The organism is Amantichitinum ursilacus, from assembly GCF_001294205.1.
Classification (GTDB): domain Bacteria; phylum Pseudomonadota; class Gammaproteobacteria; order Burkholderiales; family Chitinibacteraceae; genus Amantichitinum; species Amantichitinum ursilacus.
This window is the reverse complement of record NZ_LAQT01000013.1, coordinates 1-14,470: the sequence shown is the minus strand read 5'-3', so window position 1 is coordinate 14,470 and position 14,470 is coordinate 1. Positions and strand designations below refer to the sequence as shown.

Below are 14,470 nucleotides of genomic sequence, written 5' to 3'. Positions count from 1 at the left end.
ATCGGGTGGCCAGTACCGCCAGGCGTGTTCGCTTATTGGCCGCTTTTGCTGGCCAGCGAAAACACCGACATCGCCGGCACGCACACCATGGTCGGCTGGTTGGCCGCCACGCTGATCTGGCTTTGCTTTTGCGTAATGGCGTTGGGCGCGTCGGGGGTATTCATCGCGGTGCGCTCGCCCACGGCGGTGCTGAGCATATTCAGTTTGCTGGCGGCCACCGGCCATTTGAGCTGCAGCAACACCGGCTGCGTGCTGCGGTTAACGCCCAGCAAGCTGGTCTGGCTGTGATCGTTGCTGCGCATCGCGGCCATGCGCAGGCCATACGAATAATTGGCGACGCGGCCAGTGACCGCAGGCGTGACCTTGATCAGATCATCCAGCCAGGCATCACGCAGCGTGCGCTGGCCCCAGTACACCGGCAGCGGAAACACCTGCGCCGGTTTGCCATTGGCCGCCGGCACGTACTGGAACAAACGCCAGGCCGCGCCGGTTTCGATGGCGTGCCAGTTCATGCCTTCGATATACGGCGTTTGCGCCGCGGTGAGTATCCAGTCGGCCGTGGACAACGCCCCCTGGCCGCCACTGGCCAGCGCCAGCTTGCCGTCCCATTTGTTGTCGGCCGGAAACCCCGGCCACAACGCGTGTTCGGTCACCACAATATGGTTACCGGGATTATCGGCATCGCTACCGCGCGTACCCGCGTCTTTGCCTTGCTGCAGCCATTGGTTATGCAAGCGGTTGGCCCAGCCCATCGACGTCGGCACGTCCTGGCCGTCGTAATAGATGTGGAACGCCACGCCATAAATATTCGGATTGATCTCGGCCGGTTTGTTGGCGCCGGCCAGACTGCGCGCTTTCAGTTTCTGCTTTGCGTCGGTGCCCACCATCTGGCGCACCACTTGCTGATCGAAATCGGCTTCCTGATTGGGGTTGCGACCCCACGGCGAGGTCTGCGATCCCACCAGCATGCGCGCTTCGGGAAACTTGTCTTGCGCCGCATTCAGGACCGCCTGCACGCGCGCGCCATAGGGCTGCGATTGCCAGCGTTTGGACATATCCAGCTCATTGCCCATTTCCCAGTAGGCCACCCGACATTCGGCGCTGGCCATGTTCTGACAATGTGCAAGCTTGCTGTCCTTGATGTGCTGCATCCAGCCCATGCTGTTTTGTACCGCCCAGTCCGCATCCAGAGTTTGTTTGTACGGGCCTTGCAGATTGAGCGTAAAGATGGCGCGGCCGTCCACCTGGTTCATGAACTGCAGCATCTCATCGATGCCGAAGGTGGCCAGCACCGGACGGTCGTAGTCGAAAACCTGTTTGGTACGCTGCTCACCCACCGCTTTCTGCCACTCAAACCAGTTGGACGGCGTGCCGCCCGGATAGCGGTACAACGCACCGCCAAACGGCTTGAGCCACGCCAGCACATCGGCGCGCACTTTGCCGTCTTCGGTAAAACCTTGCTGAAAATCAGCCCACGGCAAGTTAAAGCCGAACAGGCCGCGCGGCACATTGTTACGCAGCACCTGATTGGGGTCGATGCTGACGGCAACCGGGTCAACGCCACTGCAACCTGCGTCCGCGGCCCATGTCGCGGCTTGCGCCAACGCCAGGGTCAACAGCAAGCCAGACTGGATAAAGCGCTTCATCGCATGCTCCCCATCGGCCGCAACCGCCCTGACGGTGGTGCGCTGGCCACTTCGGGCTGCGCTTTCAGCCTGGCTTCACGTTCGCGCGTCGCCGCCCAGGCCAAGGTAATGGCGGTCAGCAAAAACAAGCGCGGTTCGGTATAGGCCGGGTGCGTGGCGGTCAGTTGCAGCACCGACAGATTGGTGCCCGCGCATAGCAACCAGTACATCCGGGTCTCGGGTACCGCCTTGAACGCTTTAAGAATGGTGAACAAGGTCATCAACACATAGCACAGCAAGAGGCTGCCGGCGCCAAGCAGACCGGTTTCGCCAATCGGATTGGGCCAGTAGGTATCCATCAGATAGTTGGCCTCGCGAAACCATGGCAGCCGATTGAAACCACTTTCGTAATACAGCGAATCATCGTATTTGAACGCGCCCGACCCGCCATACGTGCCCAGACCGGCACCCAACGGAAAGTACTGCCGGGCGATGTCCACGCTGGTCTGGAAAATCACGGCGCGCGGCGCGGTGGCCGTGGTCGTGCGCTGCGAGCCATAGGTATTCAGATCGCGCATCACGTAGTCGATATACACGCTACCGATCACGCTACCGACCACCGCCAGGCCAAACAGCGCCATCACGGCGCGACGAATCAGCACTTGCGGCCGCGACAGCAACATCACCAGAAAACACGCCAGGATAGCGCCCAGCAAAGCCTGACGTTGCACCGAGAACAACAGCACCATCGCGTTGCCTGCGGTGGCGAATAACCATGGGCGCCAGTTTTTGCTGGTGAGCATGCGCGAGAAACAATAAATCATGAAGAAACTGGAGGTGGCCGCCAGGTACACCGGAAAATCGGTAGGACCATTGGCGCGCGACGGAAACAGGTGTGTCGGGTCACGCGAGGTCAGATCGTGTTTGAAGATCGTGAAATAGATGCTGGGCGCGCCCCATTCGAACGCCACCACGGCGGCGGCGAACATCCAGTAATAACGGGCAAACCGGTCGATGATGCGCTCGGCCCGCGCAGGCCAGACGGCCAGAAAGCCGCAGGTGATCATCATCAACACTTTCAGGTCGTTAAAACCCTGGTTGAGCGCCGGCATGGTGCGCGAGCGCCCCAGCCAGGTCGACAGGCCGGCAAAAACCACAAACAAGACAAAGGCGACCATCGACCACGTCAACAAGCGGCTTTGCATGCAATAACGCAAGAAAGCGGGCAAGCCCAACAGCCCCGTGACGACCAGCAACACCTGGGGCGGGCCATACAACGACTGGCTGATCAGCTTGGTGCCCAGCGGCAGGATCATGATGTAGAACAGACAAAAATAGACGGTGCCTTCGCGCAGCATCTGGTTTTGCTGCGTGATGATCAGCGGCAGCAGCACCATGCAGGCGACCGCGCACCAGAAGATGCTGACAAAGGTGCCGCCAAGGGCAATTGAGTACCCCACAAACAGGCACAGCAAAACCAGGGCCGTCCAGCGCAGAACCGGGGGCACCCAACGGGCGAGAAAATCATAAACGCGGTAGACCGCGGGATGCAGCTGGATCTGATTGAAGTCAAGAGCGAGGCGCACGGTTTTATTCTCCAGGTAGCGAGCTACCGTGTTCTGGTCGGGCAAGCGTTACGAGGTGGCTTCCGGCGCAACGCCAAGGACAGCGGCAGTCTGCGGGGTGGAAGACACCATTTGATCAATAAACTGGTTTTCGAGGGCGTAAGCGCGGGTCTCATCGGCCGAAATGGTGGAGACACGCACGATCGAACCGTCCGGCACCAGCCCGCGGAAGCCGTAGCCCCACAGCCGCTTTTTGAAGTCCATGGGATTGGCGGCGATCTGATCACCAATGGTGGTCCAGAAGGTGACCGGCTCGATGCGGCGGCCATTGACGCCAGTCAGGCGCGTCAGCGGCACGGCGCCCGCGCCCGTGCGCAAGGTGGCTTGCTGTACGCCATGAATGGCAAAGCCCTGCGCCGGATAACAGATATCGGGGCGATGCAACTGGCGGCCGCCGTTATCGCGTTGATCCTCGCCATAAGCAATCAGCAACATGATGCGATCGCCCTGCGGATTAACGTAGGTGCGCGACAGGATCTGGCTGTACAGCTTGGCCGTGGCCGATTCCGATTCGGCCGACTGCACCAGCGGCGCGGTGTCATCCACCGCTTTCCACACCCCAAACTGCAGCGGGATGGACTGGCCCAGCGTGATCTTGCGTTGTTGCGACATGAAATGCGTGGGCGTCATCTGCTGCGCCACGACGGCGCTTGAGGCCATGATGGCGCACACGATCAGGCCTTTGGTTAGCGATTTCATACAGCAGCTCCTTTACGACGCAGCGTGAACAAGCCCATCAGGCTATCCAGCGAGAACAACAAGACCAGCGCGACGGCAAAGATGATGATGCCGGCAAAGCCATGGATAAAGCCCTGGCCTGCGGCGTCGCCAAAGTGATAGGTGACCAACACCAGAATCATCACGCGCGCTACGTTGGCAAGGAAGGCAATCGGGGCAATCGCCAGAAAAATCAGCAGGTTGCGGCTAATCGACTTGTATTGCGCCAGGTACAGATACAGCAGACCCATCGCATACAGGCTGAACATCGAATGCAGGCCCGAACATGCATCGGCCACCAGCAGTTCGTACGGTCCGATGGTGAGCATCACGCCGGTACGGGCAATCGGATAACCAAGCGCATACAAGGCGTTTTCGGCCAGCACCGATACATACTGCTTGAGCGTGCCGGTGAGCATATCCACCACCGAACCCGGCAGCGGAATCATGAACAGGATAAAAAACAGGGCAAAACGATAGCTTTTGAGCAAAGCCCAGCCGCCGTACACCAGCAGCAAGCCAGCCAGCATCGGGATGAACGCACCAATTTCAAACAGATAAACCTGTTGCGAGCGGCCCAGCGCATACATCACCGCGCCCACCACCAGCAGCGGCCACCCCAGCCACGAAGGCGGGCTGAATTTGACTTCTTCGCGACGCGACCAGAACAACCACAGCACGATCAGCAAGACGATCGGGCCATGCGCCTGTTCGTCGGAATCCCACAAAGTGGTGGCCAGCCGCAGCACGGTGGGCACCAGCAGGATCAGCAAGCCCACCAGGGGCAGCGCCAGACGGCTGAGCAACGCGCTGATTTCGCCAGGCAGGTTCCTGGGCAGGGTCGAGCCACTATCCATCACGATCTCTCTTTTTAAAGCGGTTACGGGTGCGCCAGCGGCGTGCGCTGGCGCGATCCCGGTTACGCCATCACCACGCCAAGGACTTCCGCACCCGAGCCGACGATTTCATCGCGGCCGCGGTTAAGGCTCTTGACCGGGGTGATATCGGTTTGCGCCACCATCACCACGCCACGCGCGCGCGCCGCCACCAGTTGACCATCGGCCGCGGCATCCAGCGCCGGGGTGTCGACAATCACCACATCAAACTCGCTGATGGCTTGAAGCATCAGTTCGTCAAAGTGCATGCGGGTCAGCAGTTCTTGCGGGTTGGGCGGTACGGTGCCGGCCGGCAGCACATGCAGGGCGCGCAGACCTTCCACGGCACGCGCCGCGGTCAGGTTGGCGCGACCCGCCAGGATGTCGGACAAGCCGGGGCGCTGATCAATCTTGAACAGATCATGCTGTTGCGGATTGCGCATGTTGGCGTCGATCAGCAACGTGCGTTCACCCAGTTGCGAAAACACGATCGCCAGGTTGGCGGCCAGCAAGTGGCTTTTGAGCGTTTCTTCGCACGAGGTAATCGCCAGCGATTTGTTGCCCGGCGTAATCCACTTGAGCATCAGCTTGCTGCGCAGACCGCGGATCGCTTCGACTTCGTGGTCAAACGGCTTGTGCGCCGCCACCAGCGACGGGGCCAGATCCGTTTCCTGACCGGCCACGTGCGAATACGAAAACTGGTACGACAACGCCGACTGGATATCGCGCTCGGTAACGTAACCGAGCTTGATGGCCGCTTCGCCGAACAGGATGTTCTGTTCTTTTTGCAGGCGCAGCACGTTTTCGGCTTGCTGCAGCGTCAGCTTGCCCTGGTCCAGCAGCAGCTGGCCCATATTGCCGGTGGGCAAACCCTGATGCTGGTTATGAATGATGATTTCCTGTTTCATGATGGCTTCCTCACGCGGCCTTGGGGCCGTTCAACATCGGGGGGCGCGGGCGGCGCAGACGGCGGGTCTTGCGCAAGTCAGCCAGCACCGGCACATCGAGCAGCAATTCAACATCCATGGCCGAGCGCACGCGGCGGTTCATCACTTCAGCCAGCCAGGCAAAGCTGATGCCCAGCAGCAGACCCACCACCACTGCCAACAGCGTATTCAGGAACACGCGCGGGCCAGACGGACCATTGGGTTCCGGCGCCGATTTCAGGATGGCGTAGTCGGTGGACGAGTTACGGCTTTGCAGCATGGTTTCAAACGAACGCTGTTGTGCCTGGGCATAGGCTTTCTGTGCGTTTTCAACGTCGGCGGTCAGCGCATCCATGGTGGCGCGGCGCTTTTTCAGATCCATGACGCGGGCTTTCTGTTCGGCCATGGCGTTTTCCACCGCAGCCTGACGTGATGCCGAGTTGGCGGCCACGCTGTTGACGCTACCCGAGTACTGACGCAGCAACTGGTTGAGCTGGTCACGCGTGGCTTGCACCTGCGCTTCCATTTCTTTGTATTTCGGATAGTTGGGGCCGTTGCTTTCCTGCATTTGCTTGAACTGCGCTTCTTGCGAGGCCAGCGTGCCTTTCAGGTTCTGGATCAGACCGTTGTTCAGCACGTCCGGCGACGACACGCCACCACGGGCACGCGATTGCGCGTCCAGCGTGGCCGATTGGGCCTGGCCCAGTTGGGCGGCCAGATCGTTCAGGCGTTGCGTTTCGATGTCCATGCGTTCATCGGTGGCGCTGATGCCTTCTTTTTGCTGGAACTCGGTCAGGCGTTGTTGAGCGCGATCCATATCGCTCTTCAGGCCTTTGAGCTGCTGCTGGAAGAAGTCATTGTTTTGTTGCGCGTTGGCCGAGCGGATATCTACCAGCATTTTCTGGTAAGCCGCGCCGAAGGCATTGGCCACCACCGACGCATAGTGCGGATCCGGCGAGGTGTACGAGATGGTGATCATATTGCTGTCGCGGCTCGGTTTGACTTCGAGCTTGCCCATCAACGAATCAGCCATATAGTCGCGGAAGTTGCCTTCGCCACCCGCGTCTTCCCAGCGCTGACGCGCTTCGGGCGAGTTGGCCAGGCCCAGCTGATCCACCACCTTCAACGCCACGTTATGGCTGTTGATGGTGTCGACCTGCGTGGCCAGATAGGCCGGCGTCAGAAAGCTGTTGATGGGCTGACCGGTTACGGCATCCAGACCACGGCTGTCGATCGACATCACCAGCTCGGCGGTGTAGCGCTTGGGCATGATCATGCTGATGCCCAGCGTAGTAAGCACCACCACCGTGAAGACCGTCAGCACGATGGCTTTGCGCGCCTTGAGTACCTGAAGAAACTGGGTAAAGTTCATGACTGTCTCCCCTTAGAACAGGCTTTCTTTGACGTAGATAACGTCATTGACCTGAACCAGATCGGTGGGTTGAACTTCGATGGTTTTGACGCTGCCATCGGGCTGGGTACGGTTGATGGTGATCGAGGTGTGCGATGCGCGTTGGTTAAAGCCACCGGCCACTGCCAGCGCCTGCATCACGGTCTGGTTTTGCTCAAGGCGGAAATTGCCCGAGCGGTTTACTTCGCCGTACACGTAGTACTGCTGCATGCGCGGGACGTAGATCACGTCGTCGTTTTGCATGCGCAGCGTGGTGTTTTCGCTCTTACCGTTATTGATATCGCGCGGCAGGTTGATGTCGGTGCGTTTGCCGTCGCGCAGCAGTTGCACCACATCGCCGCCGTTGCCGGTCAGGCCGCCTGCGATGGCCAGCAGATCCAGCAAGTTGGTGGCCGAATCGAGCGAGTAACGGCCCGGTTTGGCAATCTCACCAATGATGGAAACGCGTTGGCTGCGGTATTGCGAAATCAGCACATTCACTTGCGGGTTCTTGACGAAGCCGCCTTTGGACAGGCGTTGCGCGATGGCTTGTTCAGCTTCGGCAAACGATGCGCCGTTGAGCTTGACCTGGCCAATCAACGGAAACGACAGCTCGCCGTCTTTGGTCAGTTGCAGTTCGAGTTGCAGATCGGGATGGTCGTACACGCTGACCTTGATCACATCGCCAGGGCCGAGTTTGTATTCGCCCGCGTTTTCAGCACGCGCAGCCAGCGGCAGGGCGAAGGCACACGCCATGCACAAGGTAAGTAGCCACTTCATCATGTTAATTCAGCCCCTTGATACCGGATTTGTTGTGATCGTCATCTGCCGATTCGCCGCTGGCCACCGAGGCCGGTTCTGAGGCAAAGCGTTTGACGTATTCGATTTTGGCGCCGCCGCGCAGGTTCTTCAGATGGTCCGCAGCGGTGGTGCGCGCCGCATCGCTTTGCAGATAACGCGCGATGATTTTGGAGGCATCTTTTTCGGCCACCGGCGCAGGCGTGGCTTGCTTGAGTTGCAGCAGCATGGTGGCGTCGCCCTGCGGCATGATCGAGATATCGCCCGGGTTCATCGCGGCAAACTGCGGCAACGCATTCAGCGGCAACTGGTCGGCCGCGCGTTGCGTGGTCGAGTGCTGGAACTGGATGTTGTGCGTTTGCAGAATCTGTTGCGTGTCAGCCGCAGACTTACTGTCGTTCAGCTCTTTACGCAGGTCGTCTTTGACGTCGCTGGTTTTGACCGCGAAGACTTCGAGGTCATACACCTTGCGCTGCGCAAACAGGTTGGGATTCTTGTTGTAGAAGTCGTCGATCTGGGTCTGGCTCGGCTCGGCCGGGCGACCGAATTCGCGCTCAGCGGCGGCCTGGGCCAACACTTGGCGGCGCGATTGTTCGATCGACTGCAGCACGGCCGGATCGCGGTCCAGCTTGAGCTTCTCAGCCTTTTGCACCAGCAGTTCCTGGTCGATCAGCTTGTCCAGCACCTGTTGCTTCTGGTCGTCCGACGCATTGGGCTGACGCGCCAGTACATAGTTGAGTTGATGCACGGTGATTTCGGCATCGTTAACGCGAGCCAGTACCTGGCTGGGGCTGGCAGCTTTGGGTTTCTTGTCGCAACCGGCCAACAAGCCCACCGCGAGAACCACCGCCAACGGGTACACAAGTTTATTGTTTTTCATCATTAAGCTTTCCGATTGAGACAGTAATAGACCAACATTAACTTACGTAGCTTAAGGCAAACTTATCAGAATGCATTCCGGTCATTGATCATCGAGGTGACCGTTTTGAGCACAATCTTGATGTCCATCCACACCGTCCAGTTGCGCAGATATTCAAGATCGAAGTCGATACGACGGCGCATTTTGTCCAGCGTGTCGGTCTCGCCGCGGTAGCCGTTGACCTGCGCCCAGCCGGTAATGCCGGGCTTGACCTTGTGCCGGATCATGTAGCCCTTGATCAGCTTGCGATAAAGCTCGTTGTGGGCATTGGCGTGCGGCCGCGGGCCGACCACGCTCATGCGGCCTTGCAGCACATTGATAAACTGCGGCAGCTCGTCCAGCGACGCCTTACGCAAAAATCCACCAATGGGGGTGAGGCGCTGATCGTTGCGTGTGGCCTGGGTGACCTTGTCGCCGTCTTCCATCACCGTCATCGAACGGAATTTGTAAACGGTGATGGACTGACCATCCGCGCCATAACGTCGCTGCCGGAACAACACCGGGCCCGGCGAAGTCACTTTGACCGCAATGGCGACGCCCAACATGATCGGCCAGATCAGCGCCAGGATGGCCAGCGCCAGGAAGATGTCGATCAGCCGTTTGACCACGCCTGGCACGCCTACAAACGGGCTTTCGCACACGGCCACGACCGGCACGCCGGCAATCTGGTCAAATCGCGCCTGGATCAGGTCGAAGATAAACAGATCAGGCACAAAATAGATCGAGGCCGTGGTGTCTTTGGTTTCGTCCAGCAACTGCAGCACGCGCGGCTGCGAGGTCATCGGCAACGAGATATACAGCTCATGGATATCGTGTTCTTTGCAATAACGCGTCAGCGAGCTGATTGGGCCGAGGATTTCTTCGGGCTTGACGTCGTCCAGCCGGTCCATGCTGCGGTCATCAAAAAAGCCGACGAATTCGATATTGTGGATGGGGCTGCTTTTAACCCGGCGCGCCAGCAAGCGGCCCACGTGGTTGGCGCCGACAATGGCGACGCGCTTGGCCTTGCTGGGCGAATGGCCCGGATGCACCACCACCGAACGGATGATCCAGTGCGTCAGCACCAGCGTAACGGGCGCCACCGCCATCCACGTCAACACAAAACGCGGATCGAAATAATCGCCAAAGTGCGTGGCGCTGCCCAGCAGATACAGAAACATGCAGATCAGCAACCAGCTGACCGCCATCTTGCCCAGCCCCTGCCACGGCCGCGAATTGCCCGGCACAAACAGCACCGTGCCTTCGAGCACCAATGCGGACAGCAAAAACGCGATGACTGCCAGCACGGTGGTGTAGCCGCTGATGGCCACATCGAACAACCAGGCCAGCAGTACCATCGTGCCGACCACCAGCACGGGGTCGACGACCAGTTTGAACACGCTGGCCACCGGCGCGACCTTGGAAAACTCGCCGAAACGATCGCCCAATAGATAATTGGGCAACGCATCGGCGTCGTCGCGCGCGGCGTCCACACTGAGGGCGGCACTGGTTTCCAGCGTGTTCACGGTGTTCATGGCTTTACCCATCCTGTTGCCTGAATTACTTCTTTGAAGTGCGCATACGGCGCGCCAGTAATACCGGCACACCGAGCGTCAATAACAACCAGCTTTCCGGCTCGGGCACGGCGGGGATGTCACGTTGCCGTGCGCCACCACCGCCTGCCCCTACCCCACTGGTATTGCCCGCCGAACCGCCGAGCGTGCCTTCCGCCATCGCACCGCCAGATAGCGATGCGGCGCGGGTCAGGCCGACTTCCGCCAGCCGGAAAAACGGCAGCGCGTTAAGTACTTGCGCCGCTTCGCCATCAGTTTGATGGCCGTCATCACGGCTATCGGCCGAGACCACCGCGCTTTGCCATGTGGCGGCTTCAGCGGTGGTCGATGTCATGACTGCGGCTTGTGCATGGGCGTACAGCGGTGCCAGTCCCAATGCACTCACCAGTGCAAAGCGTGTGAGAGATCGTGTTTTCATTTTTTTGTGCTTCAAGGTTTTGATCTTGTTTTTGGGTGTTGCCGGTGTTGCGGTGTTGCTGGGTACAGCGTGCTTTCAGTCTTGCGCGGTCAGAACCAGAACTTGGCGTTGGCGCCGATCGTGTGGTCGCCAAAGGTATTGCCTGGAATGTCCGAGTTCCGCGTTTCGTACTGGCCGTACAGCGATGTCTGGATCGCGGTGGTCGGCGACCAGTCCAGGCCTACGTTGAAGGTGCGCGTGTTTTCAACAAAGTCCCCGACGTTGAGCGAGCCGGGATACTTGCGCTTGTCATAGGTGGCAAAGCCGCGCAATTTGATCTTTGCGCTTAATGCGTAGTGGCCATTGATGCCGTAGTGATCAGTAAACGATTGGCCGGAAGTGGCGCCCGGCGAATCCAGCGAGTGCGCATACGTCAGCGCGACCGAAGTCTTGCCGGTGATCTGCCAGTTGACGTCTGCCCCGCCCTGCCAACTGGTGGCCGAGCCGCCGTTATCCTGGTCCACACTCAAACGACCAATATTGCCGTCGAAGCTGAGCTTGGCGCTGTAGGGCCAGTGCAGGCTGAGGCCCAGGGTTTTTTCTTTGTAATCGGTGTTAAGCAACTGCCCCAACAGCGTGTCGTTGTCATAGGTCACCTTCGTGTATTCGTAATCAAGACCGAAGGTACTGCCCCAATCCGTCGCGTACGAAAGCGTTGACCCGGCGCGCTGCGATTTAACGTCCAGCCAGGTTTCGTCGGTGTGGCTGACCCGCGATTCGCTCGCGTGAACCTGAAAATCAATATTGCTGGTGATATGCGCCCCAAACGCGGCGTTACCCGAGTTTGTGGTCGCGTAATCCGTAAGCGCCGCCGCGACGTCTTCAAACGCAGACAGCGTTTTTGCGCTGGTAAGCGAAGCCGAACCAAAAAACTGCTTGCCGATTTCGCCGTGCCATTTAGCGCCGCCGTCCCAGCCCACATAGTTGAGATCGCTGTAGGTGTTGTAAAACGGCGCGCGCACATTCAGATCCAGCGCGAAGACCTGACGCGAAGGCCGGATCTCGGCATGGCCGCCCGCGCTGGCGGTCAGAATCATGTCACTACGCTTGTCCTGCCCTAGCACGGCAACTGTATTGGCGTTGTCGCTGAGACGGAACACGTTGCTGTCATACAGATAAGCCGCGCTGGCGTAGGCGTACTGAGCATCGGTCGGGTCATACGCTGCCCAGCTGGTTGCGGACATCAGTGCGATGCTCAATGGCAGCGCTTTATGGATGAAGCATTTCACTACTACGCCCTCCCGCAGCGCCCGGCCGGCACTGCGCGCATTTATCAGAGTTATTGGTCATTTCATTACTGCGATTGGACGAAAACCGGACACCAAACTAACGGCAGTATCATATCATCAGAACAATTACTTACACACAATATATGGCAATCTTGCGGCCGAACACCTGTACATTCTTACGTGTTCATATTTCTAACGGCTTAATATGTGTTTTTTATCAGCTACTTACACACTATTTGTGATCCACATCACGAGAATCCAGAGAGCAACATTACCGAATTCCGCTCAAATGCTTTCTGCACCTTGTCAACAAGGGTCTCATCTGGTGCCTTAAAGCAGGCTTAGGAAGGGTCGCCGTCCATCTCGCATTACGCGCATCTTTCTGTAGGCGCACGCCTACGGCGTAATGTTGATCGCTTATTTTTGACGGAACTACTGACCGGTTTTTCCGATTATTTATTGTTGTTAGCTTATGTGTAGCTGTCTTGTTGTTGTCGATTAATGCACAGGAAGGCACGCCGATCAAAAGAATTTGCTCAGCGGCGACTACATTTAGCGCTGAGGGAAAAGAGGAGAAGCGGAAATGACTGATCAACCTGCAGAGATCGCGCTCAGCGGCACGCGCTGCGAGGATATGAGCAGCCCCGACGGCACGGTATGGCGCATCTTTGTGGCGCCTGCCGCAGCCGCCGGCACGCCCTCGCCTTGCTTGATTTTGCTGGATGGCAACGCGGCGTTTCCGGCTGCGGTGGCGGTTCAGCGCTGCAATCCGGCGCTGGCGCAGCTTTGCGTCGTGGGCATCGGCTACCCCGGCGAAGGCGCGTTCTTTCCGGAACGCCGCTTTATGGATATGACACCCGAGACCGATCTACAGACATTGCCGCGCCATTACGGCCCGCTACATCCAGGCGGCGGACAGGCGCGTTTTTCTGAATTCATCGAGCAACAATTGCTGCCCACATTACTGGAACAGGAGGGCGTGGACGAATCCCGGCTGGCCCTGTTTGGGCACTCACTGGGCGGACTGTTTACGGTGCATCTGGCGTTGCGCCGGCCCACCCTGTTTGCGCGCTACTTTGCTTCCAGCCCATCACTGTGGTTTAACCGCGAAGCGGTGGCCGCCGATGTCGCAGCCTATAAGAAATCAGTGGCCGAAGGACTGGCCGGTAGTGGGACGCTGCATGTGAGCACGGGCGGCAAGGAAGCGGATTATATGCAGCGCGAAGCCGCACATCTGGCGGCAGCGCTGGAAGGGCTTGATGGCTCTAGTGCCGTCAAGACCATGGTGTTTGCGGGTGAAGATCATATGTCGGCGCAAGCTGCGGCAGTGAATCGCGCGCTGCAATTGGCCGCTGGGCGCGGCTAAGGCTTTACTGTTGCTTCAAAACGCGGCTTACTGCGTTTTTGATTGCGGCGGAGTCAACAATGACATTGAGTACCGAAGCGCTACGCAACTTTGTTGCCGTCGCCGATGCGGGATCGCTCACCGGCGCGGCGCAAAGCCTGGGCCAGACCACCTCTGGCGTCAGCCGGGCATTGGGCAAGCTGGAACAGCAATTAGGCGTAACGCTGCTTAATCGTACGACCCGACGGCTGGATCTCACGGAAGAAGGCGCGCTGTTTTTGCTGCATGCCCGCAGCATTCTGGCGGCACTGGATGAAGCGGAAGAAGCCTTGCTGATCCGGCATCAATCCCCTGCAGGCAAATTGCGCGTCAATGCTGCGGCGCCGTTTATGCTGCATGTGATCGTGCCGCTGGTGGGTGTGTTTCGCCAGGCGTATCCGCAGGTGGAGCTGGAACTGAACACCAGCGACCAGATTATTGACTTGCTGGAACAGCGCACGGATATCGCGATCCGCATCGGTGAGTTGCAAGATTCGACGCTGCACGCGCGGCCGTTGGGCGGCAATCAGTTGCGGATACTGGCCTCGCCCGCTTATTTGCAGCGACATGGCACGCCAGAGACGCCCGAAGCGCTGCACGCGCATCAATTGATTGCCTTTACCCACACGGCAACGTTGAATACCTGGCCGCTGCGCCACGAAGGTGGCCATACGTTTGAGATTACGCCGGCGCTTTCGGCATCAAGCGGCGAGACGATCCGGCATCTGGCGCTGGCTGGGGAAGGGATTGTGTGCCTGGCCGACTTCATGACGGCCGAGGACAGGCGCAAAGGTGGGCTAGTGCAGATCCTGGCCGAATTTACCGATGTGGTGCGGCAACCGGTGCATGCCGTGTATTACCGTAATACGCAGTTGGCCGCGCGGATTAGCTGTTTTCTGGATTTTCTGGCGGCGCGGCTTTGAGGGCTGCGGAGGATCTGGCAGCTTTGCATCCGTGCCCATGCTTGCGGGG

Annotated in this window: 13 protein-coding genes; 2 read left to right on the top strand and 11 right to left on the bottom strand. The window is 59.0% G+C overall.

Translation table 11 applies throughout. The annotated features are described in order from the left end of the window. Nucleotides 1-32: 32 nt before the first annotated feature. From WG78_RS15055 to WG78_RS15005, 11 genes are all read right to left on the bottom strand, one after another. Nucleotides 33-1,646: an alpha-L-arabinofuranosidase family protein gene (locus tag WG78_RS15055; protein WP_053938674.1), complete on the bottom strand. Its 1,614-nt coding sequence runs from the start codon at nucleotides 1,644-1,646 to the stop codon at nucleotides 33-35. Then, on the bottom strand, nucleotides 1,643-3,211 hold the full coding sequence (locus WG78_RS15050; RefSeq protein WP_152969230.1) for an O-antigen ligase family protein: 1,569 nt from the start codon (nucleotides 3,209-3,211) through the stop codon (nucleotides 1,643-1,645). Before WG78_RS15050 ends, WG78_RS15055 begins: the two co-directional genes overlap by 4 nt. A 48-nt stretch (nucleotides 3,212-3,259) precedes the next feature. After that, on the bottom strand, nucleotides 3,260-3,949 hold the full coding sequence (gene epsI, locus WG78_RS15045) for an exosortase-associated protein EpsI, B-type (RefSeq protein ID WP_053938672.1): 690 nt from the start codon (nucleotides 3,947-3,949) through the stop codon (nucleotides 3,260-3,262). Continuing rightward, nucleotides 3,946-4,824, bottom strand: coding sequence for an exosortase B (gene xrtB, locus WG78_RS15040; protein WP_053938671.1), 879 nt, complete (start codon nucleotides 4,822-4,824; stop codon nucleotides 3,946-3,948). Before xrtB ends, epsI begins: the two co-directional genes overlap by 4 nt. A gap of 62 nt (nucleotides 4,825-4,886) precedes the next feature. After that, nucleotides 4,887-5,750, bottom strand: a complete 864-nt coding sequence (gene epsG, locus WG78_RS15035; RefSeq protein WP_053938670.1) for a chain length determinant protein tyrosine kinase EpsG — start codon at nucleotides 5,748-5,750, stop codon at nucleotides 4,887-4,889. A gap of 10 nt (nucleotides 5,751-5,760) precedes the next feature. Continuing rightward, a complete protein-coding gene (gene epsF / locus WG78_RS15030; RefSeq protein WP_053938669.1) occupies nucleotides 5,761-7,140 on the bottom strand; it encodes a chain length determinant protein EpsF in 1,380 nt (459 codons plus the stop codon). A gap of 12 nt (nucleotides 7,141-7,152) precedes the next feature. After that, on the bottom strand, nucleotides 7,153-7,941 hold the full coding sequence (gene epsE / locus WG78_RS15025; RefSeq protein ID WP_083459184.1) for a polysaccharide export protein EpsE: 789 nt from the start codon (nucleotides 7,939-7,941) through the stop codon (nucleotides 7,153-7,155). A 1-nt stretch (nucleotide 7,942) separates the two neighbouring features. After that, nucleotides 7,943-8,836 (bottom strand): EpsD family peptidyl-prolyl cis-trans isomerase, encoded by an 894-nt coding sequence (locus tag WG78_RS15020; RefSeq protein WP_053938667.1) that lies wholly within the window; start codon nucleotides 8,834-8,836, stop codon nucleotides 7,943-7,945. Between the two features lie 65 nt (nucleotides 8,837-8,901). Beyond that, a complete protein-coding gene (locus WG78_RS15015; protein ID WP_083459192.1) occupies nucleotides 8,902-10,389 on the bottom strand; it encodes an undecaprenyl-phosphate glucose phosphotransferase in 1,488 nt (495 codons plus the stop codon). A gap of 25 nt (nucleotides 10,390-10,414) precedes the next feature. Beyond that, nucleotides 10,415-10,846: a hypothetical protein gene (locus tag WG78_RS15010; RefSeq protein WP_152969229.1), complete on the bottom strand. Its 432-nt coding sequence runs from the start codon at nucleotides 10,844-10,846 to the stop codon at nucleotides 10,415-10,417. An 89-nt stretch (nucleotides 10,847-10,935) separates the two neighbouring features. After that, nucleotides 10,936-12,069, bottom strand: coding sequence for a porin family protein (locus WG78_RS15005; protein ID WP_152969228.1), 1,134 nt, complete (start codon nucleotides 12,067-12,069; stop codon nucleotides 10,936-10,938). Nucleotides 12,070-12,697: 628 nt separating this feature from the next. Here WG78_RS15005 and WG78_RS15000 point away from each other — a divergent pair. Both WG78_RS15000 and WG78_RS14995 read left to right on the top strand, forming a co-directional pair. Further along, nucleotides 12,698-13,480, top strand: a complete 783-nt coding sequence (locus WG78_RS15000; protein ID WP_053938664.1) for an alpha/beta hydrolase — start codon at nucleotides 12,698-12,700, stop codon at nucleotides 13,478-13,480. A 59-nt stretch (nucleotides 13,481-13,539) separates the two neighbouring features. Next, on the top strand, nucleotides 13,540-14,421 hold the full coding sequence (locus tag WG78_RS14995; protein ID WP_053938663.1) for a LysR substrate-binding domain-containing protein: 882 nt from the start codon (nucleotides 13,540-13,542) through the stop codon (nucleotides 14,419-14,421). Nucleotides 14,422-14,470 lie beyond the last annotated feature (49 nt).